Origin of the sequence: Phenylobacterium sp. Root700, from assembly GCF_001429025.1 — a bacterium.
Taxonomy (GTDB): Bacteria; Pseudomonadota; Alphaproteobacteria; order Caulobacterales; family Caulobacteraceae; genus Phenylobacterium.
Map to the genome: position 1 here is coordinate 1 of NZ_LMHT01000007.1, position 26212 is coordinate 26212.

Consider the following 26212-nt stretch of genomic DNA (forward strand, 5'->3'; position numbering starts at 1 on the left):
CCACGCTGTTAGCTGTGCAGCATCAAACCAAACCGCAGAAGGCGGCCCTCACCGCAGGGATACTGGACACTGGAAGACCACCACCTTCATCGGCGGCCTGAGGCTGGGCGGCATGACCGCGCCGATGGTCCTGGACGGTCCGATGACCGGCGTCTGGTTCCAGGCCTACGTCGAACAGGTGTTGGTCCCGACCCTGCGGCCCGGCGACATCGTCATCCTCGACAATCTGGCCGCCCACAAGAACGCCGCCGCACGCCGCGCCATCGAAGCCGTCGACGCCAGGCTACTGTTCCTGCCTCCCTACAGCCCAGACCTCAACCCGATCGAGAACGCGTTCTCAAAGCTCAAGGCCATGCTGCGCAAGGCCGCAGCCCGCACCAGAAACCACCTCTGGAAAGCCATCGCCCAGATCATCGACACCTTCTCACCCAACGAATGCGCCAACTACTTCGCCGCCGCAGGATACGATGCAGACTGATCGGAAAATGCTCTAGACGTCGCAATCGCACGGGGTGTTGTGAACGGCGCAATCTGATCGACGCTGTTTCCTGGTTTCATAATTGTTCTGAAACGAGGGGTGATCAATTGCATCTCGACCCTTCGGGACTGTCTTCCCGACGGTCGAGTTTCTGGAGGTGTGCCGAGTTCCGGTTGTGGCGCTGAGCGGTCCCGCAGACCTCGGCGGCGTCGGCGTCGGCGTCGGCGTCGGCGTCGGCAAAGGGTGGGGGGGAAGCGGAAGTTAGCGCTACCGCGTGCTACATCGTGGCCCAACGATGCGGATTCCCGCGTCGCTGGCCGCCAGCACCATCGAGGCGATTCATGAAATCAAGGGCTGTAAGACGCTGAAAGTGGAGCGGTCTCCCCCCTGATCAACAACGCCCGCTGGAAGCGAGCCGGCGATCGTGTCGCCGGCATCGCCCCTAGCAAGCATCGGGTCCTCAAGCTGCGGACGAAGGCAAAGCCTTCCAAGGCCTGGCCTGATCAGCTCAGCCCGCGGCGTCCTCGGCCGCGTCGATGGCCGCCTCGGCAGCCTCCACCTCGGCGAGCGCCGCCTTGCCTTCGTGGAAGGTGACGATGCTGTCGGGTAGCCCGATCAACACCAGCGGACACGGATTGCCGACGCCCCGCCGCAGGCGGTCGTCGAGCTTGCGCCAATGGGTCGTCGCCTCACCGAACTTGTCGGCGACGAACTTGTCGACGAACGCTTCCCGGAAGCTTTGCGGGTTCTTGGCGCGCGTCATGCGCTGTTGGATCGCCGCCCGCTGACGCGAGGTCGGATCGTATCCCCATTGCCGCATGTCCTCCAGGGTCTGGACCTGGCGCTCCTCCAGGAAGCGGCCAACCATGGCTCGCATGTTTTCGTGCAGCGACTTTCCGCGGGTCACGATCACCCCGATCGAGATGGCACCATTGGCGTGCAGACGTTGAAAGTTCTCAAGGTCGCGGTCGTAGAACGGGTCTTTGTTGTTCCACTCGATTTCCATGGCGATCCGTTCGCCGCTGTCGAGTTCGCGCACGTGATCAACCTCGTGCGACTGGCTTTCGCGAGCGACCCCGTTGATCCGTGTCTCGACCACGAACTCCATTTTGCGCCAGCCAGCGCCGGCCAAGGCCCGACGAAGCCTTTGGGTGCCTTTGGCCTCGCCCCCACCGCCCGCGATGATCTCCTCAATCGGGATCGTCGCTCCAATCAGCGCGTCTTCCAGTTCTTCGGCAGCGCCCGGGAAATCCACGCCAAGGATCGCCCGCGCATGCGAGCGAAACTCAACCTGATAGCCGCGCTCCAGCAGTCGCTCGAACAATGGACGTCCCTCCCAGTGGAGCAACATCCTACGAGTCGGAGCGAAGACGGAATCGGTCAATCGTCAGGATTGCAACAGGAGGGGGGCGGCAGATGAAGCTCACGCGCTACAGCTATCGCTACGCTGAGGAAATTCTTGTTCACAAGAACAACGCCGACGCCTGGAAAGACATCCAAGAGATCGTCTCGAGCCTCCCGCTCTTCCTGCATGCGGGTAAGGGATCAAAGAAGGCGGAGCTGGACGTCGATCAGCAGTGCATGAACGCCTATTTCGACCGGCTTTTCGCTGTCGAACGGGGCTGGGAATTCCACCCGCGCGCCACCCTGATCAAAGGTTCAGGGTTGGCGGCCGATTTCCGAAAGAAGTTCAACAACATCACCATACAGACCGAGGTCCAGTTCGGTAACGCCAGCCGCGTCTACGCCGACCTATTCAAGTTTCAGGCCGGGTATTCGCAGGGGGTGGTGGACCTGGGTCTGATCATCGTGCCCACGGGTTCTTTGGCCAAACGTATGGGCGAGAACATCGTCAGCTTCGAGCGGGTGAAGAAGGAACTCCCGGCGGCAAAATCCTTTATGACGCTACCGATCCTCGTGCTGGGGATTGAGCCAAGCCGGACGACGAAGGAAATCGACATCCGAGAGTCGAAGCTGCCGCTCACGAAGGAAGGCAAGGTCAAGCTGACCGGCCAGAACACCTATCGGATCGCCAACGCCGTGTTTGAAGGCCGCCGAATTGCCGAGGTGACGGCGACCTCGCCGACGGGACCGATCCCAAAGCCGAGCGTGCCATTGGCGCCGGAAGAAAAGGAAGATCGGGGCGGATAAGCCCGCGACTTAGGCCGCTGCCTTGTGCCGGCTGTGCCAGCCTAGGGTGTTGAACCAGTCGCCGATGATGAAACCCGCCAGCACTGGCAAGGCGTAACGCTCCACCTTTCGCAGGCCGGGAGCCGGTCCGATACCTGGTGCAGAAGAGGCCACCTGGCGGACGAACGGCGCCGCAGCTTCGCGGTCCGTCATCGTCTCCTCAAGCAGAGCCAGCAACTCTTGTGAGAGGTCTCCAAGCAAGTCGGCGACCTCGAAGGGGCCAAGCCCCTTCGCCCGGTGCGTCCAGCGATCTTGCACGCCCTGCGGCGAGGTCCGGCTCAGTTCGGCCTCGGCCTTCACTAGCCTGGCGCGGAAGTCCGAAAAGGCGGTGCCCGCAAGGTCGCGGCGTAGGTCGGCCATGACCGAGCCATCGAGATCGACCTCGCGGATATCCTTGGACGGCCCAAAGAAGAAGCGAACGCGCCAGGACGCGCCATCCTCGTCGACCCCATTGGAGAGATCGAAGCGCATGCCGCTCTTGAAGCGCAGTCCTGGCAAGGCGAAGCGGAAGCCGCGCTTCGCCGGGTAGGAGCGCCCTTCGCTGTCAGGGGCGGTTACGCGCGCCGTCTTAGATGGCAGGGTCAGAGCCTGACCAGCTTCCCGGAAAGGCTTGAACGCCTTGGCCGTCACGCCTTGGGCGGCGCAGGCGACGAGGTACGTAAATGTTGGTGGAATGGCGTTGCCGACCATCTTCGCCTTCTCCGAGAAGGATTTGGCGTAAAACTGGTAGGTGATTGGGAAGCCCTGGAGCGAGGCTCGCTCGCGCACCGTCAGCCGGCGGAACTGGCCCGGTCTGGCCTGATCCGCAATGACGATGCTCTCGCGCGACACCCGCGTGCAGGTCGCCGTCACAGTCCGGGCCGGCGCATCCAGCGGGTCTGGAAAAGCCATGTTGTTGTAGACCGGGTGGTAAGTCTTGGCCTCGCGGTTCATCCGCAGCTCTTCGGCGTTCAGCGCTGCCTCGGCCTGGTGCTCGGTTAGCGCGCTCACGGGCAGCCGAACGCCCCAGACCGGATCTTCGACCTCATCCGCGGTCGCGACGGCATGGACCACGTCGCCCAGAGTCCGACGCGGCAGCGAAATACGATAGGCCTTGATTAGGTCGAAGGGGATATTGCCAGCGATGCAGCGACGGCGCGACTGCGGCGCGCCGTAGTCCGAGAAGTCGATGACCTCGATCTGCGGCTTAAGCTTGCGGAAGCGGTAGAGCGCGTGCTTCGGATCGTCGAAGCCTTTTCGCAGCACCTCCGCCACACGCGGCACATTTTCTAGCGCCCAGTAACGAGGCTTGAGGTGCTCAACAACCTCCAGGAACTTCACGAGGTCCTTCAACCCCTCGCTGAGATTCCCGCTTCCGCCGCGGTTTGAATAGGAGAATTCGGTACAGGGCGGGCTGCCTACCACCAAGTCAATGCCCGACGGCAGGTCGCTCAGCGCAAGCTTGCGAATATCAACCGCGCCAAAGTCGCCGCCATGGTTGCCATTGTGGGTGTCGATGGCGGGCTGCCACCACTCATAAGACGCGACAACTTCAACGCCCGCGAGGCGCAGTCCGAGGCTCCAGCCTCCAATCCCAGCGTATAGATCGACCGCGCGCACTTTCTCGACCCCGTCACTGTCTCAAAACTAGTGCGATTCTACAGATCTTGGGCGCCATGGCAAGATCCAAGGTCACGAAATGTTCCACTCGGCTGCATTTGTCGCGGTCGAGCCCGGACTTGACGATCGCCACCTTGGGATACGCGCCAAGCCGCGGAATCTTTCGCACAACCCGCCGGCGCAGGGCGTCGCAATCGTGCGGTAGATGCAGGGCGCGGTGGCAATTTGGGCATGCCGCTACGGCGTTGTCGCAGGTGTCCGGACCATGCGACAGCCAGCGGACATGGTGGATCTCCGGGAATGGCATCCCAGCCAAATCGGTGAAGGGCGCGGGCTCACCACAGACTTCGTAAACCCCAGTTGCCGCTTCAAGAGCCCAGGCCACCACCTCGACATCGCGGACGAACCGAGCGCTGACCTCGGCTTCTGCGATGGTGTGGTCGCTCGCCGTGCGCAGGTACCAATGTCTGCTTCTCGGCGCCGAGGACACTTCCGCAACCGGCACCAATCCGAGGTCGACTCCCCGCATTGAAGGGGGTGGGGCATTGCACCGTGGGACCAAGCTGCTCGGCCGCAAACCTATTCGCGTTGAGGCTGGACTATTGATCCCTTCAACCCGCAAATGTCTGCTCAAGAATTGCAGGTGGGGACCAAGTGGCGCGACGTACAGACGAACAGATATTCCTGGATGAACTGACCTATATGGCGGGCGACCCACCCGAGCGGGTCTCGAGCAAGGCGCTGAAGGCCACGCTGGACTGGGGTGAGGATCGTTACGATCGGACCCGCCGACGCCTGATCGATGGTGGCGTGATCAAGGGTGTCGTGGGTGGCGCGGGCGGATCGCTCGAACTGCTGGGCGGTGCCAAGGACCTAGCTGGCGAACAGGAGAAGGCACCTAAGGTCAAGCCTATTACCGCCTTCATCTCCTACAGCCATGCCGACGCCAAGCTGAAGGCCGACCTTATCACGCACCTGACCCCGCTAAAGCGATTGGGGATCATCAGCACGTGGAACGATCAGGAGATTAAGGCGGGCGATGAATGGGAAAAAGAGATCGCGACGAAGCTGGCCAAGGCCGATCTCGTTCTGCTGCTCATCTCGGCCGACTTCATCGCCTCGGAATTTTGCTACACCAAGGAACTGACAACCGCGCTGGACCGTCACAAGGCCAAGAAAGCGATGGTGATCCCGGTGATCCTACGCCCCTGCCTCTGGATGGACCTGCCATTCGGGAATTTCCAGGCCGTACCACCCGACGCCAAGCCGGTGACCGCCTGGGATAACCAGGATGAGGCACTGATGGCCGTTGCCAAAGGCGTGCGCGAGTCGGTGCAGGCGCTCAAGCGCTGAGATGGCGGAGAGCCCTGGTTCTATTTAGCGCCAGAAGCTGGACTTGAAACATCGCCAGGAGGCGGACCGTCAGCCATGTCTTGCTGCAGGACGACCGAGGCACCCAGTCATCGTACACTGAAGCCGAAGTGGAAGGGCGGCCACGTCCGCACGGGATGCTGCCGCCCAGAGTCACTCTAGAGAGGGACCGGGAATGGCGTCGAAAGCGAGGGTACTGGGTTCCCGCCGATCCGAAGGACTAAGTGAACTTTATGCCAAGTGTTCAGTGAGACTGCGAAGATGAGCGTCCGCGACGACTTTAGTCCCGCCACCAAGACGGCGCTCGCCATGCGAGCCGCCTATCAATGCTCGATCTGCGAATGCGCGACAGTCGGGCCTAGCGATGAAGCTGCGGACGCCAGCGCTTCCGTCGGCGTGGCCGCACACATTGCAGCGGCGGCACCGCGCGGACGGCGATACCGCACTGAGATGACGAAGGCGGAACGATCCCACATTGACAATGGAATCTGGCTTTGCGGCACCCATGCGACTCTGATCGATCGTGATGAGGTGACCTACCCGATTGAGCGTCTGCATCAGATGAGGCGTGACCACGAAGACCGACGAAAAGCGGCGATCGGCAGACCATCATCGAACGCCACGGCTGAAGCGGCCTTATTCGCCATCGGCCCGGACCTAGTCTGCTTGGGCGTCACCGAGACGGTCGCCGACGATGAATGGAGCTTCGCGATCAACCACTATGTCGCCGGCGATTTTGGCCTTCTGGCGCAGTTCATCGCCGACTTCGACGCCGCGCCCATCAGCCACCGCTTTGTCCTATCGAATGGCCTGGGTGATGGACGCACTCTGTCAGCCGCGCCGGTCTTTCGTCGCGAAGGCGCGCATGCGATCATCGCTTGTCGTATCGAAGATCGGTTTCCACGGAAACGTGCGCAGGAGCTCGGCGCCGATCTTGCCCTGTCATCCACGCACGACATCTTCGTTGCGGATGGGAACCTTGCGATGGTGCGCGGCCTGGAGGCCTTGCCGCAGAAGGTGCTTATTTCGCTGTCGCTGCAGAAAGGCGAAAGCGTTTTCAACCCGCACGCCGGGTCGCGGTTCGGGGAATTCTATCGCCTCTTCGACGGCTCGCCATGGCTCGGTGAAATCCTGAAGCTTGAAGCCATTCGCCTAGCGGCGATCCCGCTCGAAGACCTACTAGCCGGGCCTTACACGCCGTTCAATTGCGTGGAGCGCATTCACGGCGTCGAGGTCCTTGGCCTGCCTGTCGATCAACGCCTTCCGGTGAGATTGGACTTCGAGGTTAAGGGCGTGGGCCGGTGGCGGCACCATATGTCGATCTTTGTTCCGCACCCTATAATCGCGCCGTAAGCGAGTCGCCGCGAGCGCGCGATCTGAGCCCACTCAATCTTCACGCGCTTGCAGCGGCCGTTGCGAATTTCAGTGATGAGTCAGGTCCGGCCATTGAGCTGTGTCCCCCCTTCGGGCCCCGGGCCATGCCAGCCTGCCCCCAAGCGGACGCTTCCAAGGGTGGCAAAGAGCCCAATTCGGCCATCGTGACCAACGCGCGGCGCAATGCCCCGAGGCGGCCCCTGGGAATGACCGAGAGGAGTCCGAATTGAACTTCGTCAGTTCGATTCCTGCGTCTCTCTACGGATCGAACTTTCTGCAGTGTTGGCGAACGATCACGAACGTGATTGCGCGCCATCACATCCGTGCCTATATTTTGTCCGTAATATCGGACGGAAAGGCGGACGGCATGCCGGGTAAAGCGACGGGCTCAGCGGTGCCGAGACCACGCCCTTCGGGGCGGGCTAGCTCCTTGCCGCGTGGCTTTGCAGGTGGGGCTGACCGATCCACGGCCATTGAGTTCGTGGGCCCAGAAGGCGCCATCGACTTCCTAGGCGTCGTCGCCAGCTACAATATGACGAAGGGGCAACTGGCGGAGACCGCTGGCCTGGCCAAGGACACCTTGCAGAAGGCTGTCCGTCGCGATGCGCCCAAGACTAGGGCGCGGGTCGTGGAGATGCTGGAGATCCTCAGCCGTCTTGAGGAGTGGGCGGGCGGGCGCAGCCAGGCCATGGCTTGGTACCGTGCCCAGCCGATCGCCGCGCTGGACGGGCGTACAGCCGAGGCCCTGGTGAAGTCCGGCAAGGCGGCGCTGGTGCGCGACTATCTCGATCATCTCGCCCTCGGCGGGTTTGCTTGAGGCTGCAGGCGCAGGCCTACCGCGCCCACGATCCGAGGTGGTCCTTCGCGCCGCTCTCCGGGGACGGCGCAGCCATCCATGGTGGGCGTTTCAATCCGAGAGGCGTGCCCGCACTCTATCTCGGCCTCTCGCCGATGACAGCCATCAAGGAGGCGAGTCAGGGGCTGGCGCTGAAGATCGAGCCTCTCGTCCTCTGCAGCTACGAGGTCGACTGTGCCGATCTCGTCGACCTCACTGACGGCGCGACGCTGTCGGAGGTCCAGGTATCTGAAGGCGACCTCGCGTGCGGCTGGATGCTGATCGCCAACGCCGGACAGGCGCCGCCCACCTGGTCGTTGGCCGAGCGGCTGATGGGCGAGGGCAGGGCTGGCGTCATCGTGCCCAGCTTCGCTCCGGGGGCGACGCCGGACGACCGCAATCTTGTTCTCTGGTCCTGGAGCGCGGCCCTGCCTCACAAGGTGACCGTGCACGATCCGTCAGGTCGGCTGCCGAAGAACCAGCTCTCCTGGTCGTAGGTGCGCTGCGACCTGGTGCCGTGGAAGGGGACTCCTGATCGCGCGGCTTTCAGGTTCTGACTGTTTGCACTTCAGTCATGGGGAGCGTCGACGGGCCAATCGCGCGGGTCACCAATTACGGCTGACCATTGACCCACCGCCATGATGCTTCTGGGAACGCGCAGCGGTTGCCGACCTCGCCGCTGATATCCTACAGCTTGCAGTTCGGGCGCCGCGACATAGGGACCGATCTGGAGCCGGGGGTGCGAAGGCTGCTGCCTTCGTACGGTAGCGATCGGTCTTCGAATAAGCGGGCCTCTCTGCAGAGGATTCCAACGCCCGACCCCATTCTGCATCGGCGCACCCGGTGGTTGCGTTCCGGTCGTATCTATCGGAAGATTCCCTGCCGGCGCCGTAGCGTCGGTAGGGGCGTGGAATCCCCTATGCAGGCGTGGTCGTCCCGAGTCTCGGGCGCCAATGACGTGCGATCGTGAGATCGCCTGCGTCCGGATTCCAATGGCGAAATGCTGCGCCGTCCCTCCAGACACGTGAGGGAGTGCTATGCCGCGCCTCAAGAATAACGGCCCGAACGACCAATTGACGCAGCTCTATCGCCGCTATGCAGGGTGGCTGAAACGGGTGGTGCGCAAGCGCTTTGCGGCGGAGGACGCCGATGACATCGTCCAGGAGACGTATCTGCGCATCAGCCGGCTTGCTGATGAGAACGTCGTCATCCATCCAAAGGCGCTGCTGCTGAAGGTCGCTAGGAATACAGCTATCGATCGGGCTCGGCGCGCGGGGAGGGGCGCTCTCGCGCTGCGCTTAGATTGCATCGAAGAGCGCGAGCTTTCTCTGCACAGCCATCAAGCCGAGGACCTGCTCCTCAAACAGATTATCCTGACAATGCCGCTCGCCTATCGAGACGTCTTTGTCCTCAGTCGGTTTTCTGGTCTCACCTATCAGGAGATCGCGGTGCGGCTCGGCCTGTCGGTGAAGACTGTCGAGTGGCGGATGTCGAAGGCCCTGGGGCACTGCGGGCGGAAACTCCAGGGCGAGTAGAAGCTCGCAGCCGCGGCCAATGCGGTGAATATCGACTCTATTCTCCGCACCTTATGCGGTGAACATCAGCCTTGCCCTTCGTCAGCGCAGCCGGTCGAACCGCTGGCGCCGCATTGCATTTCCAGCCACATCTTCCCGCTCAAGATTGCGATCGAACGGCGGCCGCTAGCATGGTTTCAATCTGCCTCTCGGGGACGACGGCAAACTCGCCTCCTATCGTGAAGCCTTGCTCCAGAAGCAGGGCCAGCAATGCCTGCTCGGCATCGTGTGCGCTGTCGGCTGATTGAAAGGTCTGGGTCAGCGCCGGGCGCCAAGCCAACTCGAGACCGGGTGGAAAGCCGCAGTTCATCTCAACAACCCGCCGCTTCACATCATTTGATCGACCAATCTTGAGCACCGCCATCTTGTGCAGATTCCGGCCCGGAAAAAGATCGTTGATCCGCCCGTGCAGGCGCATCACGTACAAGCAATTCTCACCATCGGTCCGGGTGTGAACGACCTCGCCGAAGGATGGCCTTGGTCCCCGTGAGACCGCATCGAGAGGTCGGGGGCTCGCATCTGCGCCTGGCGGGTTCTCGGTCCCGATAGGCGGTTGCGCGAGCCCATTGATGCCGTCGCGAATTGCTTCCGCGGCGGCCTGCAGCCTTGCAACGTCAGGCATGAACTCCGCCCAAACCCGCTCCTCCGTCCCGGCTCCATGGGCCAGCCCCTTGCGGCTGTCTCCTTTCTCAAGTCGGCTCAGGTTTGCGACCTTCATCGAAACGCCATTTGGATTTCGGAATGTCGGCGTGCCCACAACACCGCGCTGACCGGCGTAGCTCATCAGTAGATCAGACAGAGCGAGGATGTCCGGGTCGGTCTCGCCGGGTAGCTGCGGGCGGCGCTGCGTGTAGAGCTCAAGCGCGAGGATCGTCTCTTCGCGCGTCCAGTCGGGGTTCCTTTTCGCCGACGGGCTGCCGGATTCCACCTCAAAGCCAAGCTGTTCGAGCTTCGCCCGCACGGTGGCCTCGCCACCGCTGAAGTCAGCGGCCTTAAGCGGGCCATTCGCGGGATACTCAAGGCCGACGGCGACGCCTGCGATAGCCTTGCTGTCGTAGCGCTTTCCGTTGTGGACGAGAAAGTATGCCTTGGCGGGGCCATACCCATACTTCGCCAGAAAGCCCTCGCGTCCGAGCTCGTCATACTCTGCCAGAGCACGCAGCACGGCATCCCTATCGGTGAGTGCAGAAAGCGTCATCCATCCCCCGCATGGCCGGATCGGCGCTTTGCGGAGTCGAAGCTAAGCTGCGGCGATTGCCGGAGTCACGTGTTCGATTCCTGCAGGCTGCGGGGATCGTAGCGGGAGGGAGGGCGGCTTTGTCCGCCTAGCGCCGATTGTGTTGAAGAAGTCGGATCTCAGGCGGGACAGGTAGTGGACGCGAGGGGCCGCGGGACCTCCTCAGGCCGTTGCGGGGCATGGCGGCGGGATGAGCTTGGCGAGTTTGCGCAGGTTCTGGGCGGTGGCGGCGAGGTGGAACTCGTCTCGGGCACCTTGGGGACCGCGGAGCCGCAAGCGGTCGAGCTTCAGGATCCGTTTGAGGTGGGCGAACAGCATTTCCATCTTCTTCCGCTCTCGCCGTGAGGTGACGTAGGCGTCGGTCTTGGCGATCTCGCGGGCGAGGTCTCGAGCGGCTTTGTAGATCGAGCGGGTCACCTTGCGGGCCGGCGTATTTGGCGAGCAGCGGCTCTTCAGAGCGCAGGCGTCGCAGTCGGCCTTGCTGGCGCGATAGCGATGGGTGTCGTCCGGCGGTGCGTTGGGGCGTGGCGTGCGGAAGGCGCGTCGGTTGCGCTTCAAGGTCTTGCCGGTCGGGCAGCGATAAGTGTCGGCGGCGGGGTCGTAGGTGAAGTCGCTGCGGGCGAAGGTCCCGTCATCGCGGCCGGACTTGTCGATGACCGGGATATGCGGCGCGATCTGCTGCTTGTTGACCAGCCAGTCCAGCATCTCGGCCGAGCCGTAGGCGGTGTCGGCCGCGAGCCGGGCCGGTCGCAGATCATGGCGCTCGCGCACCCGCTCGATCATCGTCCTGACCGCGCCGACCTCGGCTTGGCGCACCGCCGTCGTGGCCTCGACGTCGACGATCACCGCGTGATCGAGGTCGATCAGACAGTTGGTGGCGTAGGCGAAATAGGCTGGCCCCTTGTCGGCGCCGGTCCATCGTGCGGCCGGATCGGCCGGTGAGATGAACTGCGGAACGACCGGCGTCGCGCCTCCGAAGGCGGCGTCATCGAGCACCGCCAGATACTCGTCGATGGCGCGGCTCGCCGCCTCGGGCGGAAGCCCGTCGGCACCTGGGACGCATCGCTGGCGGTTGGCTTCGGCCTTGATCAGGCTGGCGTCGGCGGCGAAGCCCTCGCCGCCGACCAGGCCCTCGCTCATGCAGCGATCGACGACGGTCTCGAACAGGTGACGCAGCAGATCGCACTCGCGGAAGCGGCCGTGGCGGTTCTTGGAGAAGGTCGAGTGATCGGGCACGTCGCCGTCGAGGCCGAGGCGGCAGAACCAGCGATAGGCGAGGTTGAGGTGCACCTCCTCGCACAGTCGGCGCTCCGAACGGATCCCAAAGCAGTAGCCGACAATCAGCATCCGGATCAGCAGCTCCGGATCAATCGAAGGCCGACCGATCGGGCTGTAGAACGGCGCCACATGCGCGCGCACGCCATCCAAGTCGACGAACCTGTCGATCGCCCGCAGCATATGGTCGGTGGGGACATGGCGCTCGAGCGAGAACTCGTAGAACAGCGCCCCCTGGTCGACCCGACGATCACCCATCATGGCCATCTCTCCTGTCGTTAGGAGAGTGAATCAGGCCCGGGTCATCGCTTCAACCGGCCTTTTTCAACACAATCGGCGCAAAGCCGACGACGGCAGGCAAGCGAGGGGCTAGCAGCTTAGCCCACCGGCTCGCCGCTCCCCGGCAACCCCAGCCGCGCCCACTTCTCGGTCACGGCCTTCACCGTGGCCTCGTCCATCCCGAGCTTTTCGCCCCATTCGCGCTTGGTCTCGGGCGGCCACTTGTTGGTGGCGTCGAGACCGATCTTTGAGCCCAGGCCGCTCTCGGGCGAGGCGAAGTCGAGGTAGTCGATGGGGGTGCCTTCGACGAGGGTGATGTCGCGGGCCGGGTCCATGCGGGTCGACAGCGCCCACATGACGTCTTTCCAGTCGCGGGCGTTGATGTCGTCGTCCACGACGATCACCCACTTGGTGTACATGAACTGCCGCAGATAGCTCCAGACGCCCATCATCACGCGCTTGGCGTGGCCGGGGTAGGCCTTCTTCATCGAGACCACGGCGATGCGGTAGGAGCAGCCCTCGGGCGGCAGCCAGAAGTCGGTGATCTCCGGGAACTGCTGGCGCAGCAGGGGAATGAACACCTCGTTCAGCGCCTCGCCCAGCACGCTGGGCTCGTCCGGCGGGCGGCCGGTGAAGGTGGTCAGGTAGATCGGGTTCTTCCGCATGGTGATCGCGGAGACCTTGAAGACCGGGAACGGCTCGACCGAATTGTAATAGCCGGTGTGGTCGCCGTAGGGGCCCTCGTCGGCGTACTCGTCCAGCATGACGTGGCCTTCGATGACGATCTCGGCCTCGGCTGGGACCATCAGCGGCACGGTCTTGGCCGCGACCAGATCGACCCTGGCGCCGCGCATCAGCCCGGCGAACTGGTATTCCGACAGCGTCTCGGGGACCGGCGTCACCGCCGCCAGGATGGTGCCGGGATCAGCGCCGATCACCACGGCGGCGGGCAGGGCGTCGGGCTTGCCAGCCGCCTTCCAGCGGCGATGGTGCTGGGCGCCGCCGCGATGGGCCAGCCAGCGCATGATGGTGCGGTCCTTGCCGATCACCTGCATGCGGTAGATGCCGAGGTTGTAGTCGTCCTCGCGCTCCTCCGACGGGCCCTTGGTCACCACCAACGGCCAGGTGATCAGCGGCGCGGGCTCGCCCGGCCAGCAGCCCTGGATCGGCAGCTTGTTCAGGTCGATGTCGTCGCCGGTCCAGACGATCTCCTGCACCGGGGCCTTCTTCACCGTGCCCGGCCGCATCGACATCACCGTCTTGGCGAGCGGCAGCATGTCCCAGGCGTCCTTCAGGCCGCGCGGCGGTTCGGGCGCGCGCAGGAAGGCCAGCAGCTCGCCGACCTCGCGCAGCTCGGCCGCCGTGGTGCGCTCCTGGCCGTTCAGGGTGACGCCCATGGCCACCCGTTTCACCGTGCCGAACAGGTTGACCAGGCAGGGCATGTCCGAGCGCTGGCCGTCGGCGCGGATGACGTTCTCGAACAGCACCGCCGGGCCGCCATTGGCCAGCAGCCGGCGCTGAATCTCGGTCATTTCAAGCGCGGTGGAGACCGGCTCGGTCACCCGCACAAGTTCGCCCGCCGCTTCGAGCTTGGCGATGAAATCCCTCAAGGACCGATAGGCCATGCGATCTCCAATGGTCAGGGGCTTGGTCTAGGGCCGGGCCGGGCTGGTGTCACCTGTGGGAGGGCTGTAAAATCTCGCGTCATGAAGCGCATCGATCTCGACGACCTGCCGCCCAAGCTGGCTCAGCTGCTCACCGGGCTGGAGGAGGGCGAGGAAGTCTTGCTGGTCCAGAACGGCGGCGTGGCCGGGCGGCTGGTGGGCGGGGCGCCGCCAAAGCCCGAGGTCGCCGATGAGGAGCCGAGCGATGAGAAGGCCGCCGAGATCTTCGAGCACTTCCGCGCGGCCATGGAAGACGACTTCTAAGGCCTGCAAGGTTTCGAGGTGGCGCGCGGCCGGTTCCTGCCCTATCTGTCAAGGGTCACGGTAAGATGAGGCCGTAGAGTCTCGCTGCTGCGGCAATATTCAGCAGTAGGGAAGCGCCAAGATGAAAATATTAGCACTGTCTGCCGCTTTTGCAGTCATCAGCAGTTCTGCATTCGCGGCCGCGCCCGTGGGGCCCGTCGGCTATGACTACGCCGTCGTTAGGCTCGGTGATCTCGATATCGCCCAGCCGGCCGATGCGAGGCGTCTGGAAAAACGTCTGCAAACCGCCTCGCTGGCGGCCTGCGGCGCGCAACGCTTCAGCGCCCGCGACGTGAAACGGGTGGTCGCCGGTTCCGACTGCTATCGGGAGACCCTCGCCGAGGCGAGGATCTCCGCAGAGGCCAAGTTGGCCGGGCGCTAGAGCGCTTTCCGGCGAAGTGGATACCGGTTCGGCGCCAGAAAGCGCGACCAGGCAAAGACTTAGAGCGCGGATCCGCTAGGAGCCAATAGCGCTCTAACGCCTAGTCTTCGTCTTCGAAGTCATCGTCGCCGCCCAGGACTTCGTTCAGGGCGTCGATGATGGCGTCCATCTGGTCGGGCGTGACGGCCAGTTTCAGGCTCTCGTCGCCTTCGGCGCCCACGGTCAGCAGGTAACCTTCTTCGGTTTCTTCGAACTCGAAACGTTCGAGGTTCTTGGGTTCGGCCATCTCGATCTCCTGTCCGCAGCAAGGGGAAAAACCCCTGTCGGCTTGATTGGGTCCGTCGACCCTGGGGCGTCGTAGGCCTTGACCGTCCCCAAGGGGGCGACCTCCCGCCTCCTGCGGTCCAGGAAGCTGCGGCATGCCCGCGCTCTAGCGGGGGAAGGCGGGCCAGGGAACCCCGATCATCTCCAAAGTCTCAGCCGGTCGGTTTCGGGTTGGCGGCGTCGAACGCCTTCACCGCGCTCTTCGGCGCGATCTTGCGCCAGCGGCGGTCGAGGAAATTCTGCAGCGAGCCGGGGTGCAGGGTGGCGATGCGGGCCAGCACGCTGGGATAGTCCTTGTAGTGCGCGGTGGTGTGGAAGGTCGCCGGCTCGGCCTCCATCAGCATCTCGCGCTCGTCGTGGCTGACCTCCAGCAGGACCACGCTCTGGTCCTCGCGCCGCAGCCGGGTGAAGAACTTGTTGTTCACCTTGAACGACGGCTGGCCGTAGGAAACGCCCTCCTCAGCGCCTGGAAAGGCCAGCGCGATCTCGCGCATTTCCTCCGGGGTCATGACGGCTCCCTCTGGGTTGGCGAGGCCAGCTTCCCACCGTCAGCGCAGGCGTCAATCAGGATCACTATCAGTAGGCCAGGGCCACGCCGTCCTTGCGCATCTCGGTGGCGGCGGCGTAGCGGCCGGGCCAACGCTCGATGGCCTGGTAGCCGCCATAGCCGCCGGGATCGGCCGCCATCTTCCAGCCGATCTGGGCCAGGGCCGCGCGGGTGGCCTCGGGCACGCCGGTCTCCAGGTTGAGCACCCCGATCCCGTGTTGCGCCTCGCCGGTCGGCTCGCTCGATCCGCCGTGATGCCAGCGGGGGCTGTCCCCGGCCTCCTGAACGCTCAGGCCGTAGTCGACCATGTTGGAGATGATCTGCGCCTGGCCCTGGGGCTGCATGTCGCCGCCCATCACCCCGAACGACAGCCAGGGCTGCGCGCCCTTGGTGGCGAAGCCGGGGATGATGGTCTGGAACGGCCGCTTGCCCGGCGCATAGATGTTGGCGTGGCCGTCGGTCAGGGCGAACAGCTCGCCGCGGTTCTGGAACATGAAGCCCAGCCCGTCGGGCGAGAGGCCCGAGCCCATGCCGCGATAGTTCGACTGGATGATCGACACCATCATCCCGCTGGCGTCGGCGGTGGTGAAATAGGTGGTGTCGCCCTGGCTGGGCGCCTGGCCCGGATGCACGGGCGTAAGGATCTTGCCAGGCGAGATCAGCTTGGCGCGCTGGCGAGCGTAGTCCTTCGACAGCAGCCATTCGGTCGGGGTCTTGTGGAAGTCGGGGTCGGCGTAGAACTTGGCGCGATCCTCGAAGGCCAGGCGCTTGGCCTCGACGCCATGGTGGATCGCCGCCGCCGACTGGAACCCCATGGCCTTGAAGTCGAAGGTCTCCATGATGTTCAGCATCTGCAGGGTGGCCAGGCCCTGGCTGTTAGGCGACAGGCCCCAGACGTCGACGCCGCGATAGTTGACCCTGTGCGGCGGGTCCCAGCGGGCGTGGTGGTCGGCCAGGTCGGCCTTGGTCATCCAGCCGCCGATGCGCTTGAAATAGGTCTCGATAGTCTGCGCGACCTCGCCGCCATAGAAGCCCTCGCGGCCATGCTGGGCGATCAGCCGGTAGGTGCGGCCGAGCGCCGGGTTCTTGAACACCTCGCCCTCGCGCGGCGTGGCGCCGCCGGCGGCCCAGACGGTCTTGAAGTTCTCGACCTCCTCGATGCCCGAGCCCGGCTTGGTGAAGTTCACCAGCGAGCGGCCGAGATAGTAGGCGACGTTCTGGCTGACCGGCGCGCCCATCTCCGCATGGGCGACAGCCGGAGCGAACAGGTCCTTCCACGGCAGCTTCCCGTAGCGCTGGTGCAGGGTCCACCAGGCGTCGACGGCGCCGGGCACGCTGACCGAGATCGCGCCATAGGAGGGGATCAGGCCGTTCTTGGCGCGGCCGCGGACGGTGTCGAGGCCGAGGGCGCGTGGACTGCGGCCCGACCCGTTCAGCCCCTCGACCTTCCCGGTCTTTGGGTCCGACAGCATCACGAAGCAGTCGCCGCCGATCCCGCAGGCGATCGGCTCGACCAGGCCCAGCACGGCGTTGGCGGCGATGGCGGCGTCGACCGCGGTTCCGCCCAGCCGCAGCATGTCGAGCGCCGCCAGACTGGCCAGCGGATGGGCGGTGGCGGCCGCGCCGTTGGTTCCCCAGGCGGCGCTGCGCGAGGCGAAGGTGGCGCCGTCGACCCGGTCGCCGCCATGCACGTCCGGTCGGTTGCGATTGGGGTTTTCAGCGCGGCTCTGGGCCAGGACCTTGCTGGCCACCGCGGCGGCGGGGAGGGCGGCGAGGAAGGTGCGGCGGCGCATGGCGGCTCCGAAAGCAGATGCTCGATGGCGCACTATAGGGACATCTTTCGCCGGCGCGCCGCAGGTTTGCATCCCCCCAGACGCCTCCGCTATGATGGGGGCAGGGGATAGATATGCGCACAATCGACGCCATCGCGGCCTCCGTGGGCCTGCTGGCTTGTCTCGCCTTGGGCAGGATGCCTGGCTACCGGACCTCCGCCGACGAAGTCGCGGCCGAGACCTGGATGGCCGAGCACGACCTGATCGTGCTGCTCGGCCGGATGGCCGGGCCGTTCGAGGCCTGTTACGCCATGACCTTGCCGTCCGAGAAGGTCGGATCGGGGCTGCTGGCGCTCGCCTCCGACCGCGCGAGGATCAGCCTCGCCGCCGCCTGCGATCCCTCGATCCTGTCGCCCTCCGACTAGGCTTGCCCTCCCAAGGCGGCGTCCTGCGGGATATCGCTCAGGACCATCGCGTAGGGGATCATCTGGCCGTTCTGCTCGGCGTAACCGCTGACCAGTTTGTGCTGGGCGTCGACCAGGCCGAGGTCCACGTCCTCGTGGGGGAACACCACGACGCGCCGCTCGCCGATGCAGACCACCAGCTCGTAGCCGTCCAAGGCGCGCTGCGACATCATCTTGAGGCGGCGATAATACGGCTCGCGCTTCCAGGCGCCGGGCTGGGCTGGATCGACGACGACGTTGAGCCGCCGGCCGTCCTTCTCAGTGTACATCAGGAACTTGGCGCGGTCGGGCCGCCAGGCCTCGTCCAGCTTCTCGGTTTCCAGCCACAGGCAGAGGAAGCCGCGACAGGCCGGCGGCCGGTCGGCATAGACCTGGCAGCCGGCGGCGCGCTTGAAGTGGCCGCACCACTCGCCGCCGGGCTTGTCCAGCGCCTGGATGGCCAGCAGCTTGCAGCACATGCCGCACTCGCCGCAGCTCTTGCCCATGACCCGCGTCCTTAGGGGTTCGTCCGGCTTCGGACGATAGCGACGACGCGTGACGGTTCGGCGACGGACCTTAGCCCTCGGACCAGACCGCCAGTTCGTTGCCGGACGGATCGCGGAAATGGAAGCGCCGCCCGCCGGGGAAGCTGTAGATTGGTTTCACGATCACCGCGCCGGCCGCCTCGACCTTGGCCGCCATGGCTTCCAGGTCGTGGGCGTAGAGCACGACCAGCGGCGTTTGCGTGGCTGCGGCGTCAGAGTCGAACCCGCCGTCCACGCCCTGTTCGAACGCCGCGTAGCTCGGGCCATAGTCGGTGAAGGTCCAGCCGAAGGCCGCCGCATAGAAGGCCTTGGTGGGGGCCAGATCGCCGCCGGGCAGCTCCACATAGTCGATCTTGCCGTCTTCGCGCATTGCGGCCTCCGCTATATGTTCCGTATTTGTTCTAAACTATTCGCTCAGGTCGGGAGTGTCCAGACGGCGGTCTTCTTGACCTCCCGGTCCTCCAGTTCGCGCGTGGTCTGGACCTCGTACTCGGCCAGCTTTTCGAGGCCCACGCGCGGGAAGTAGCTGCGTCCCGGATCGCCGATCAGCACGCGGGTTCCGCGCACATGGGCGGCGGCCAGCCAGTCCATGACCTTGGCGGCCAGCGGCTGCTCGTAGCAGATGTCGCCGGCCAGGATCACGTCGGCGTCGGGCGGCGGCGCGTCCAGCAGGTCCTGGTCGGTGAAGTCGATGCGCGCGCCGTTGACCTCGGCGTTCAGCGACAGGGCCGCCCCACAGAACGGGTCGATGTCGGTGGCCAGCACATGCCCGGCCCCGGCCTTGATCGCCGCAATGCCGACGATGCCCGAGCCGGACGCGAAATCGATCACCCGCTTGCCGGCCACCTCCTGCGGATGGTCGAGGATGTAGCGCGCCAGGGCCTGGCCGCCCGCCCAGGCGAAGGCCCAGAATGGCGGCGGCAGGCCGATCTCGGCCAGGGCCTCTTCGGTCAGCCGCCAGATCGGCGTGACCTCGTCGGCCAGGTGCAGGGTGAGCTCCGGCGTGTGCGGCGGCGGCTGGAGCCGGGTGTTTTCAAGGATGAAGGCGCGGCGGCCTTCCAGGGACTGAGTGATCACGCGCCCCACCTAGCATGAAGGCCGCGAGGCGGCGGATTTTTCAGCCGCGGTTTGGAACCGCCTCAGGCCCGAGCGTATTTTCCCTCTAAACGGGACAATGAGATCATGACCGACCACAGATTGTACGTCGCCAACGACGCGGTGGCCGCGTTGTTCGAGGGCGTTTCATGGCCGGCGATCGTGGCGCGCGGCGTGGCCGGGGTGCTGTTCGGCGTGCTGGCGATCCTGGCGCCGGTGGCCACGGCGCTCTCGCTGGTGGTGGTGTTCTCGATCTACCTGATGGCCGACGGTTTCCTGGCGATCGCCAGCGCGGTCAAGGCGGCCCGCGAGCGTCACAGCTGGGGGCTGCTGGCGTTGGAGGGCGTGCTGAACATCGCCGCCAGCCTGGCGATCTTCCTGATCCCGGGGCTCGGCATGATCACCTTCGTGGCCATCGTCGCGGTCTGGGCGCTGTTCGCCGGCGGCGTGAAGCTGGTGACGGCGATGCGGCGCGGGCCGGTCGAGGCGCGAGGATGGTTGGCGCTGTCGGCGGTCATCTCCCTGCTGTTCGGCGCCGCGCTGCTGGTGGCGCCGCTGGCCGGGGCGGTGGTGCTCACCTGGTGGCTGGGGATCTATGGCCTGGTGTTCGGCGTGGTGCTGCTGTGCCTGGGCTTTCAGCTCCGCTCGACCCGCCGCAAGGCTATGGTCGCGGCTTGAGGGGCGGCCCTATCGGCCGAGCAGCGCCGATAGGGTTTCCCTCAGCGGGTTGTGGGCGTCGGAGAGCAGCTTCACCGCCATCAGGCAGGACATCACCACCAGCAGCGGCCGGATCAGCTTGGCTCCGAACCGCATGGCCAGCCGCGATCCGACCTGGGCGCCGATGAACGCGCCGCCCGCCATCGCCAGTCCCAGCGGCCAGACGACGGCGCCCTTGACGACGAACAGCGACAGCGCCCCCAGATTGCTGGCGGCGTTGGCGAGCTTGGTGTGGGCGGTGGCCCGTAGCGCCCCGTAGCCCAGCAGGGTGACGAAGGCGACCATGTAGAAGGCCCCCGCGCCCGGCCCGAAGATCCCGTCATAGAAGCCGATCACCGGCGCGACCCCGACCGCGAAGGCGATCAGCGGCAGCCGGGCCGGCGCATCGTGGGCCTTGAGCCCGCGCGAGAACCCGAAATAGAGCGCGATGACGATCAGCATGAGCGGCACCAGCGCCGCCAGGATGCGCGGCGACAGCAGGCTGGCGCAGAGCGCGCCCGCCAGGCCCGCGACGGCGGCGGCGATGGCCACCGGCATGGCCGTGCGCCAGTCGATCAGGCCGCGCCGGGCGAAGGCGCTGGTCGAGGAGATCGAGCTGATCGCGCCTTGCAGTTTGTTGGTGGCCAGGGCCGCGACGGGGTCCAAGCCCGCCAGCAGCAGGGCCGGGACGGTCAGCAGCCCGCCGCCGCCGGCGATGGCGTCGAAGGCGCCGGCCACGGCGGCCACGGCGAACAGGGTCAGAAGGAGTTCAGGATCGAAGCTCATGGCTTCCCGCGCTGTCGCTACGGGAGACATGCGGCCGAGCGTGTTTGAGGATGGTGGCTGGCCCGCGAAGCTCTCTGTCGGCTCACGCTGGGCGTTGACGGGTGATAGGCCATGTGCGGCGACGGCGAAAGGGGGCGGGCGCCGCTGTCCACCGGGATGGCGATTGCATCCCCCCGCCAGCCGTGCACCTTGCCGCCATGCGCGAACCGAGCTTGGAACTGGACGGATGGTGTCTCGATGACGCCGAGCAGCGACAGGCGCGCGCGCCGGACACCTTCGTCATTCCGTCCAAGAAGCTGCGCACCAAGCTGAGCCGCGGCGGCCTTGCGCAACTCCTGTTCCTGATCACGGTGGAGGACGGCGAGGCGCCGGAATGCGAGCGGATGTGGGTGGTGGTCAGGCGCCGTTTTCCCGGCGGCTATCTGGGCGTGCTCGACAACGATCCGACCTGCATCGAGAAGAACCACGAACTGTGGAGCGGGTCCGAGATCCCGTTCGAAGCTCGGCACGTGATCGACGTGAAGCCCGCCAGCCGCGCGAGCCTGGCGATCGCCGGGCGTAAGCCCCGGCGTCCCTGGGCGCCCGCCCTGGAGCTAGGCGACGGCGACGACCTGTAGCTTCGACGAGGCTCTGCGCAGCACCGCCAGATAGCCGCCCGGCTCGGTCAGCATGGCCTGGCTCACGCCTTTGCGGACCAGGATGCGGTGCGCCCTGGGCAGGCTGTAGCAGGGCAGGTGCATGAACATGTGATGCTCACAGTGGTAGTTCACATAGTAGGGCGCGATGAGCAGCCGGGCGAGCAGGCCGGCGCGGGTGGTGCGGGCCTGGCGCATCGGGTCGGGCTCGTTCTTGTCGATGCAGGCGTGCTCGGCGATGTTCCGCAGGCGGGTGACCAGCGGATACCAGGTGGCCTGGGGCAGGACCCACAGCACCGGCCAGATCCACCACAGGCCGAACGGCGCGCCGGCCGCGGTGACGACGGCGCCAAAGGCCAGCCAGCGGCGCTTGCGACGGACCTCCTCGGCGATGATCGGCAGCAGGGGCTCGCCGGGCTTGCGCATCTTCAGGCGCGCGACGAAATCGCCGAAGCGTTGCTTGAAGAAGGTCTGGCCGGTCAGGTCGCGGGCGATCTTGCGGCGCAGCGACAGCGGCGTGATCGGGAACGGCGCCGAGAGGCCGAGGTCCGGGTCTTCCGACTGCTGGGCGAACCGGTGGTGGGTCAGGTGATAGGGGCGGTAGCGATGCAGCCCGCCGCCGGTCAGCCACTCGCCCATCCAGTCGTTGACCTTCAGGTTCTTGTGCAGGGCGCCGTGGGCGGCGTCGTGCATCAGGATGGCCAGGCCAAGCTGACGCGTGCCGATGATCATCACCGCGAGCGGCAGGGTCAGCGGCCAGACCACCACCATGGCGCCGGCCGCGATGATCAGCGCCCAGGCGTGGGCGATCATCGCCGCGCCCTTCCAGGACGAGCGCGCCGACAGCGGGGCCCATTCTTCCGGCGTGAAGAACTGCTTCGGATCCAGGCGGGCGGCGGCGGCCATCAGGTTGCCCCGTGAGAGTGCGCGGCGCGGGGGCTGGCGCCGCTGTGCCGCAGGAGGGCGAGCATTTCGTCGATGGCTTCCTGGCCGGTCGCGCCGGTGGCGCCGTCGCGCAGGGCGACGCCCAGCGCCAGGGTCCAGAACCGCCGGGCGGTGGTTGCCGGGTCATCGCCGCCGGACCAGCCGTGCTGGGCCTTGGTCTCGGCATAGGCGCGGTCGCCCTGCGAATGGAGCCGGTCGAAGGTGCGCTCGATCAGCGGCGCCAGGTCCTGGCGGCGGCGAGTGAGGGACAGCGCCTCGACGAACAGGGCCAGGCCCGGCGAGCCGATCACGGTCTCGACCAGGCGGCGATTGTAGTCCGCGCCGGTCAGCGCCGGGGCGGCCGAGGTCTCGGCCTGGCGGGCGACATAGAGCACCTCGCGGCAGGCGGCCTCGACGAACAAGGCCTCCTTGGTGCGGAAATAATAGGTGATCTGGCTGGGGAACGCCCCGGCGGCGGCGGCGATGTCGGCCACCGCCACGCCGGCCAGGCCCTGCGCCTTGAACATCTCCACCGCCGCGTCGAGCAGCCGCGAGCGCATCCGCTTGCCGGGCTCCCGCACGGCGCGCAGTTCGGCCAAGGGTCGGACGTTGGACATGCCCTATTTGTATGCCGTACAAATAGGGTCGTCAAGGCGGCCTAGGCGTTGCGGGCCGTCAGTCCGCCGTCCACGGGGATCACCGCGCCGGTGATGTAGGACGCCGCCGGCAGGCAGAGGCTGAGCGTGATGTGGGCCACCTCGTCAGGCTCGCCATAGCGGCCAAGCGCCGTGCGCCGCCGGGCGAAGGTCGCCTTGTGCTCGTCGGGGACGGCGGCGGTCATGCCCGTGCTGATCGGGCCGGGGCAGACGCAATTGACCGTGATCGCCTCGCGCCCCAGCTCGACGGCCAGGGCGCGGGTCAGACCGACCACCCCGGCCTTGGCCGCGGCATAGGGGCTGTCCATCGCCGTCGCGCCCAAGGCCTCGGTCGAGGCGATGTTGACGATGCGCGGCGCGGCCGAGCGGCGCAGGTGCGGCAGGGCCGCGCGGACCACCCGCTGGTGGGCGCTGAGCAGGATGGCCAGCGACCGGTCCCAGACGGTTTCGTAGGCGTCGCTGTCGACGGCCGCGAAGCCGGATATCCCGGCGTTGTTGATCACGATGTCGAGCCCGCCGAACGCCTCGGCGATCTGGGCGACGACGGCCGCGATCTCGGCCGGATCGGAGACGTCGAGCTTCCAGGCCTGGGCCAAGAACCCGCGCCCGCGTAGCTCGGCGGCCACCGCCTCGGCCGGCGCCAGGGCGTGGTCGGTGACGGCGACCATCGCGCCTTCTTCGGCGAACAGTTCGGCGGTCGCCCGGCCCATGCCTGAGGCCGCGCCGGTGACCAGCACCCGCGAGCCTCTGACCGATCGGCTGAGCCGGCTCATAGGCTGAGGCCCCCATCGACGACCAGGGTCTGGCCGACCACGTAGGAGGCCAGCGGCGAGGCCAGGAACAGCGCCGCCCCGGCCATGTCGGCGGGTTCTCCCAGCCGCCCGGCTGGAATGGCCCGCATCGCCCCGCTCAGGCGCTCGGGATGTTCGGTGGTGACCTTAGTCAGCTTGGTGTCGACCAGGCCCGGCGCCAGGCCGTTCACCCGGATGCCGTCGCCGGCCCAGGCTTGGCCCAGCGTCTTGGTCAGGCTGACCGCGCCGGCCTTGGACGCCGCATAGGCAGGGTTGCCGCGATTGGCCTGGAAGCCCGAGACCGAACTGACGATGACGATGGAGCCGCGCTGCGCCGCCAGCGTGTCGTGGAACTTCATCGCGCAGGCCATCAGGCTGTCGAGGTTGACCGCCATCACGCGGTCCCAGCCCTCCGGCTCGAACTCGCCGCGCCGATAGACCACCGTGCCCTGGCAGAGGATCAGCACGTCGAGGCTCTCGAACGGCGGGGCGTGGGCGGCGATCTGCGCGCGGTCGCCGACATCGACCTTGGCGTAGGTCAGGCCGGTGAGGTCGGAGCCCTCGATCCCGGCATAGGCGGCCGCGTCGGCGCGGGTGCCCCAGACGTGGACCTTTGCGCCTCGATCGCGGAAGGCGTGGGCGACACCGTTGCCGATGCCGCTGGAGCCGCCGACGACCAGGACGGTCTTGCCGGTAAAGTCGAGCTCGCCCATGGCCTAGCTCCTCCCTTTTCCGGCCATCCTTCCGCGCCAGTGTTCATGCGGCAACCCTGACGTAGCGTCATGCTTGACGTAAGCCGGACGCCGGGGAAGGTTGATCGACCGATGGGCGCGAGACAAAAAATCGCCCGCGGAATTTCGGGAGGTCCAGATGCAAACGAAGCTACGCCGTCCAGCGACCACGTTCACGATCACCCAGCTGTGCCGGGAGTTCTCCACGACCCCGCGCGCGCTGCGCTATTATGAAGAGCAGGGACTGCTCTCGCCGTCGCGCGAGGGGCAGGCGCGAATTTACTCCTACCGGGATCGCGCGCGACTGATCCTGATCCTCCGCGGCAAGGGCGTCGGCCTGGCGCTGGCGGAAATCCGCGACATCTTCGATCTGTACGGCCGTGACGACGGGCTGATCGCCCAGAACACCTATGCGCTGCGCAAATATCGTGAGCGCATCGCCGCCTTCGAGGTGCAGCGTCAGGAGATCGACAAGGCCATCGCCGGGCTGCACATCGCCAGCGCCCAGCTGGAAGAAGAGCTGAGCAAGACCAGCCGGGCGGCCGCCTAGAAACCGGCCATCGGGCCTTTCCACATCCCGGCCACCAGGGCCAGGAACAGCAGGAAGCCCGCGAAGCTGTTGGACTTGAAGAGCGCCAGCGCGCCTGGACCGTCATTGACGTCGAGGCGCGCGGCCTGCCGCGACAGGTGCATGCCGTAGAGCGCGGCGGGCGGCAGGAACAGCGGCCCCAGCTCGCCGGCCCAGGCTGCGCCGAGGGTCAGGGCGAAGCAGGCCACGTAGAAGAACAGCACGCCCTTCTGCAGGTTGGCGCCCAGCCGCCGGGTCGAGGACTTCACGCCGATCAGGGCGTCGTCCTCCAGGTCCTGCACGGCGTAGATCGTGTCGTAGCCCAGCGTCCAGAAGATGCCCGAGGCGTAGAGCAGCAGCGCCGGCCAGCCGAGCGTTCCGGTCGCCGCCGCAAAGCCCAGCAAGGCGCCCCAGTTGAAGGTGAGGCCAAGCCAGGCCTGCGGCCACCAGGTGATCCGCTTCATGAACGGATAGCCGGCGACCAGGGCCAGCGAGGCGACGCCCAGGCCGATGGCGATCAGCGGCATGGTCAGCAGGATGGCCAGCGAGATCAGCGAGCAGAGCGCGATGTAGGCCCAGGCCTGCTTGACGCTGATCTGTCCCGAGGCGATCGGCCGGGCCGCCGTGCGGGCGACCTTGGCGTCGATGTCGCGGTCGACGATGTCGTTATAGGCGCAGCCCGCCGCCCGCATCAGCGCCGCGCCGACGAAGATCTTGGCGAGCAGCAGCAGGTCGGGGAACAGCCCCTCCATGGCGCCGGCCAGCGCCACCCCCTGCCAGCCCGGCAGCATCAGCAGCCAGATGCCGGCCGGCCGATCGAACCGGCCAAGCTTCAGCCACGGCTGCAGGGACCGGGGCGCGTAACGATCCACCCAGTTGGCGGGCGCGGCGTCGGGGAGGTGAGCGACCATGGCCAGCATGTAGCATCGCCTGTTGCCTGCCGGCCACTGTCCTGCTGCAACTTCACCGGGTGGGTGAAATAACACCGGTCATTCGGATTGACAGTCGGAATCGAGACGCGCAGGGTTCGCGGCGTCGTTGTCCGGCCCACAGCCATCTGAGAGGGAGGTGATCAAAGTGAAAGCACTACATCATCGTCCGCAGATGCCGCTTGTCGCCGTGATCGCCCGCATCGGGT

Annotated in this window: 31 protein-coding genes; 13 read left to right on the forward strand and 18 right to left on the reverse strand. The window is 66.1% G+C overall.

Translation table 11 applies throughout. From position 1 onward, the window contains the following. Nucleotides 1-478: IS630 family transposase (locus ASE02_RS02240; protein WP_235536579.1), on the forward strand; the 478-nt coding region annotated here is incomplete at its 5' end. Between the two features lie 508 nt (nucleotides 479-986). Here the strand turns inward: ASE02_RS02240 and ASE02_RS02245 are convergent. After that, complete coding sequence (locus tag ASE02_RS02245; protein WP_056730748.1) at nucleotides 987-1802, reverse strand: BglII/BstYI family type II restriction endonuclease; 816 nt, start codon at nucleotides 1800-1802, stop codon at nucleotides 987-989. A gap of 92 nt (nucleotides 1803-1894) precedes the next feature. On the opposite strand from ASE02_RS02245, the gene ASE02_RS02250 reads away from it, so the two are divergent. Beyond that, nucleotides 1895-2629, forward strand: a complete 735-nt coding sequence (locus ASE02_RS02250) for a BglII/BstYI family type II restriction endonuclease (protein WP_056730749.1) — start codon at nucleotides 1895-1897, stop codon at nucleotides 2627-2629. A gap of 9 nt (nucleotides 2630-2638) precedes the next feature. On the opposite strand, the gene ASE02_RS02255 is transcribed toward ASE02_RS02250, so the two are convergent. Both ASE02_RS02255 and ASE02_RS02260 read right to left on the reverse strand, forming a co-directional pair. Next, nucleotides 2639-4267, reverse strand: coding sequence for a DNA cytosine methyltransferase (locus tag ASE02_RS02255; protein ID WP_056730751.1), 1629 nt, complete (start codon nucleotides 4265-4267; stop codon nucleotides 2639-2641). 13 nt (nucleotides 4268-4280) lie between these two features. Continuing rightward, nucleotides 4281-4772, reverse strand: a complete 492-nt coding sequence (locus tag ASE02_RS02260) for an HNH endonuclease (RefSeq protein ID WP_235536597.1) — start codon at nucleotides 4770-4772, stop codon at nucleotides 4281-4283. A gap of 149 nt (nucleotides 4773-4921) precedes the next feature. Between ASE02_RS02260 and ASE02_RS02265 the strand changes: the two genes are divergently transcribed. The 5 genes from ASE02_RS02265 to ASE02_RS02285 all read left to right on the forward strand — a co-directional run bounded on the left by ASE02_RS02265 (nucleotide 4922) and on the right by ASE02_RS02285 (nucleotide 9382). Next, nucleotides 4922-5620 carry a toll/interleukin-1 receptor domain-containing protein gene (locus tag ASE02_RS02265; RefSeq protein WP_156405885.1) on the forward strand — a complete coding sequence of 233 codons (699 nt, stop codon included), beginning with the start codon at nucleotides 4922-4924 and terminating at the stop codon, nucleotides 5618-5620. Nucleotides 5621-5899: 279 nt separating this feature from the next. After that, complete coding sequence (locus tag ASE02_RS02270; protein WP_056730758.1) at nucleotides 5900-6991, forward strand: hypothetical protein; 1092 nt, start codon at nucleotides 5900-5902, stop codon at nucleotides 6989-6991. A 502-nt stretch (nucleotides 6992-7493) separates the two neighbouring features. Then, entirely contained in the window at nucleotides 7494-7829 is a 336-nt protein-coding gene (locus ASE02_RS21920) for an antitoxin Xre/MbcA/ParS toxin-binding domain-containing protein (RefSeq protein WP_200957594.1), read from the forward strand. Then, complete coding sequence (locus tag ASE02_RS02280; RefSeq protein WP_056730759.1) at nucleotides 7826-8344, forward strand: RES family NAD+ phosphorylase; 519 nt, start codon at nucleotides 7826-7828, stop codon at nucleotides 8342-8344. The genes ASE02_RS21920 and ASE02_RS02280 overlap by 4 nt, the downstream gene beginning before the upstream one ends. A gap of 540 nt (nucleotides 8345-8884) precedes the next feature. Further along, the gene (locus ASE02_RS02285; protein ID WP_056730762.1) at nucleotides 8885-9382 is read left to right on the forward strand and encodes an RNA polymerase sigma factor; all 498 of its coding nucleotides are present in this window, start codon (nucleotides 8885-8887) and stop codon (nucleotides 9380-9382) included. A gap of 139 nt (nucleotides 9383-9521) precedes the next feature. Here ASE02_RS02285 and ASE02_RS02290 read toward each other — a convergent pair whose 3' ends face one another. The 3 genes from ASE02_RS02290 to ASE02_RS02300 form a co-directional block, all read right to left on the reverse strand. Then, nucleotides 9522-10619 (reverse strand): GIY-YIG nuclease family protein, encoded by a 1098-nt coding sequence (locus ASE02_RS02290; RefSeq protein WP_056730764.1) that lies wholly within the window; start codon nucleotides 10617-10619, stop codon nucleotides 9522-9524. Between the two features lie 201 nt (nucleotides 10620-10820). Continuing rightward, nucleotides 10821-12194, reverse strand: coding sequence for an IS1182 family transposase (locus tag ASE02_RS02295; protein ID WP_056731239.1), 1374 nt, complete (start codon nucleotides 12192-12194; stop codon nucleotides 10821-10823). A gap of 116 nt (nucleotides 12195-12310) precedes the next feature. Continuing rightward, nucleotides 12311-13837, reverse strand: a complete 1527-nt coding sequence (locus ASE02_RS02300) for a UbiD family decarboxylase (RefSeq protein WP_056730766.1) — start codon at nucleotides 13835-13837, stop codon at nucleotides 12311-12313. A gap of 81 nt (nucleotides 13838-13918) precedes the next feature. On the opposite strand from ASE02_RS02300, the gene ASE02_RS02305 reads away from it, so the two are divergent. Both ASE02_RS02305 and ASE02_RS02310 read left to right on the forward strand, forming a co-directional pair. Continuing rightward, nucleotides 13919-14140: a hypothetical protein gene (locus ASE02_RS02305; RefSeq protein ID WP_056730768.1), complete on the forward strand. Its 222-nt coding sequence runs from the start codon at nucleotides 13919-13921 to the stop codon at nucleotides 14138-14140. 121 nt (nucleotides 14141-14261) lie between these two features. Beyond that, nucleotides 14262-14561, forward strand: coding sequence for a UrcA family protein (locus ASE02_RS02310; RefSeq protein ID WP_056730770.1), 300 nt, complete (start codon nucleotides 14262-14264; stop codon nucleotides 14559-14561). A gap of 100 nt (nucleotides 14562-14661) precedes the next feature. On the opposite strand, the gene ASE02_RS02315 is transcribed toward ASE02_RS02310, so the two are convergent. The 3 genes from ASE02_RS02315 to ggt all read right to left on the reverse strand — a co-directional run bounded on the left by ASE02_RS02315 (nucleotide 14662) and on the right by ggt (nucleotide 17225). Beyond that, a complete protein-coding gene (locus ASE02_RS02315; RefSeq protein ID WP_056730772.1) occupies nucleotides 14662-14847 on the reverse strand; it encodes a hypothetical protein in 186 nt (61 codons plus the stop codon). A gap of 190 nt (nucleotides 14848-15037) precedes the next feature. Then, nucleotides 15038-15394 (reverse strand): MmcQ/YjbR family DNA-binding protein, encoded by a 357-nt coding sequence (locus tag ASE02_RS02320; protein ID WP_056730774.1) that lies wholly within the window; start codon nucleotides 15392-15394, stop codon nucleotides 15038-15040. Nucleotides 15395-15461: 67 nt separating this feature from the next. Further along, entirely contained in the window at nucleotides 15462-17225 is a 1764-nt protein-coding gene (ggt, locus tag ASE02_RS02325; RefSeq protein WP_056730776.1) for a gamma-glutamyltransferase, read from the reverse strand. Between the two features lie 113 nt (nucleotides 17226-17338). On the opposite strand from ggt, the gene ASE02_RS02330 reads away from it, so the two are divergent. Beyond that, nucleotides 17339-17629, forward strand: coding sequence for a hypothetical protein (locus ASE02_RS02330; RefSeq protein ID WP_056730778.1), 291 nt, complete (start codon nucleotides 17339-17341; stop codon nucleotides 17627-17629). Here ASE02_RS02330 and ASE02_RS02335 read toward each other — a convergent pair. From ASE02_RS02335 to ASE02_RS02345, 3 genes are all read right to left on the reverse strand, one after another. Continuing rightward, nucleotides 17626-18153: a hypothetical protein gene (locus tag ASE02_RS02335; protein ID WP_056730780.1), complete on the reverse strand. Its 528-nt coding sequence runs from the start codon at nucleotides 18151-18153 to the stop codon at nucleotides 17626-17628. The two genes, ASE02_RS02330 and ASE02_RS02335, sit on opposite strands and share 4 nt — an antisense overlap. Nucleotides 18154-18223: 70 nt before the next feature. Then, nucleotides 18224-18562 (reverse strand): VOC family protein, encoded by a 339-nt coding sequence (locus ASE02_RS02340; RefSeq protein WP_056730782.1) that lies wholly within the window; start codon nucleotides 18560-18562, stop codon nucleotides 18224-18226. A gap of 44 nt (nucleotides 18563-18606) precedes the next feature. Next, nucleotides 18607-19269 (reverse strand): methyltransferase, encoded by a 663-nt coding sequence (locus ASE02_RS02345; protein ID WP_056731241.1) that lies wholly within the window; start codon nucleotides 19267-19269, stop codon nucleotides 18607-18609. 105 nt (nucleotides 19270-19374) lie between these two features. Here ASE02_RS02345 and ASE02_RS02350 point away from each other — a divergent pair, with 105 nt between their 5' ends. Then, complete coding sequence (locus tag ASE02_RS02350) at nucleotides 19375-19965, forward strand: HdeD family acid-resistance protein (protein WP_082601840.1); 591 nt, start codon at nucleotides 19375-19377, stop codon at nucleotides 19963-19965. Nucleotides 19966-19974: 9 nt separating this feature from the next. Here the strand turns inward: ASE02_RS02350 and ASE02_RS02355 are convergent, their stop codons facing one another. Next, on the reverse strand, nucleotides 19975-20769 hold the full coding sequence (locus ASE02_RS02355) for a TSUP family transporter (RefSeq protein ID WP_056730785.1): 795 nt from the start codon (nucleotides 20767-20769) through the stop codon (nucleotides 19975-19977). A 197-nt stretch (nucleotides 20770-20966) separates the two neighbouring features. On the opposite strand from ASE02_RS02355, the gene ASE02_RS02360 reads away from it, so the two are divergent. After that, entirely contained in the window at nucleotides 20967-21386 is a 420-nt protein-coding gene (locus ASE02_RS02360) for a hypothetical protein (RefSeq protein ID WP_056730786.1), read from the forward strand. Here ASE02_RS02360 and ASE02_RS02365 read toward each other — a convergent pair. Genes ASE02_RS02365 through ASE02_RS02380 form a run of 4 tightly spaced genes read right to left on the reverse strand, consistent with a single transcriptional unit; the run spans nucleotide 21363 to nucleotide 24488 of the window. Then, on the reverse strand, nucleotides 21363-22310 hold the full coding sequence (locus ASE02_RS02365) for a fatty acid desaturase family protein (protein WP_056730788.1): 948 nt from the start codon (nucleotides 22308-22310) through the stop codon (nucleotides 21363-21365). The two genes, ASE02_RS02360 and ASE02_RS02365, sit on opposite strands and share 24 nt — an antisense overlap. Further along, complete coding sequence (locus ASE02_RS02370) at nucleotides 22310-22945, reverse strand: TetR/AcrR family transcriptional regulator C-terminal domain-containing protein (RefSeq protein WP_056730791.1); 636 nt, start codon at nucleotides 22943-22945, stop codon at nucleotides 22310-22312. The genes ASE02_RS02365 and ASE02_RS02370 overlap by 1 nt, the downstream gene beginning before the upstream one ends. A 41-nt stretch (nucleotides 22946-22986) precedes the next feature. Beyond that, nucleotides 22987-23757 (reverse strand): SDR family NAD(P)-dependent oxidoreductase, encoded by a 771-nt coding sequence (locus tag ASE02_RS02375; RefSeq protein WP_056730792.1) that lies wholly within the window; start codon nucleotides 23755-23757, stop codon nucleotides 22987-22989. After that, nucleotides 23754-24488, reverse strand: a complete 735-nt coding sequence (locus ASE02_RS02380; RefSeq protein ID WP_056730794.1) for an SDR family NAD(P)-dependent oxidoreductase — start codon at nucleotides 24486-24488, stop codon at nucleotides 23754-23756. Before ASE02_RS02380 ends, ASE02_RS02375 begins: the two co-directional genes overlap by 4 nt. A gap of 157 nt (nucleotides 24489-24645) precedes the next feature. Here ASE02_RS02380 and ASE02_RS02385 point away from each other — a divergent pair, with 157 nt between their 5' ends. After that, nucleotides 24646-25056 (forward strand): MerR family DNA-binding transcriptional regulator, encoded by a 411-nt coding sequence (locus ASE02_RS02385; RefSeq protein WP_056730797.1) that lies wholly within the window; start codon nucleotides 24646-24648, stop codon nucleotides 25054-25056. On the opposite strand, the gene ubiA is transcribed toward ASE02_RS02385, so the two are convergent. Then, complete coding sequence (gene ubiA, locus ASE02_RS02390) at nucleotides 25053-25985, reverse strand: 4-hydroxybenzoate octaprenyltransferase (RefSeq protein ID WP_056731243.1); 933 nt, start codon at nucleotides 25983-25985, stop codon at nucleotides 25053-25055. The genes ASE02_RS02385 and ubiA overlap by 4 nt on opposite strands. Nucleotides 25986-26212 lie beyond the last annotated feature (227 nt).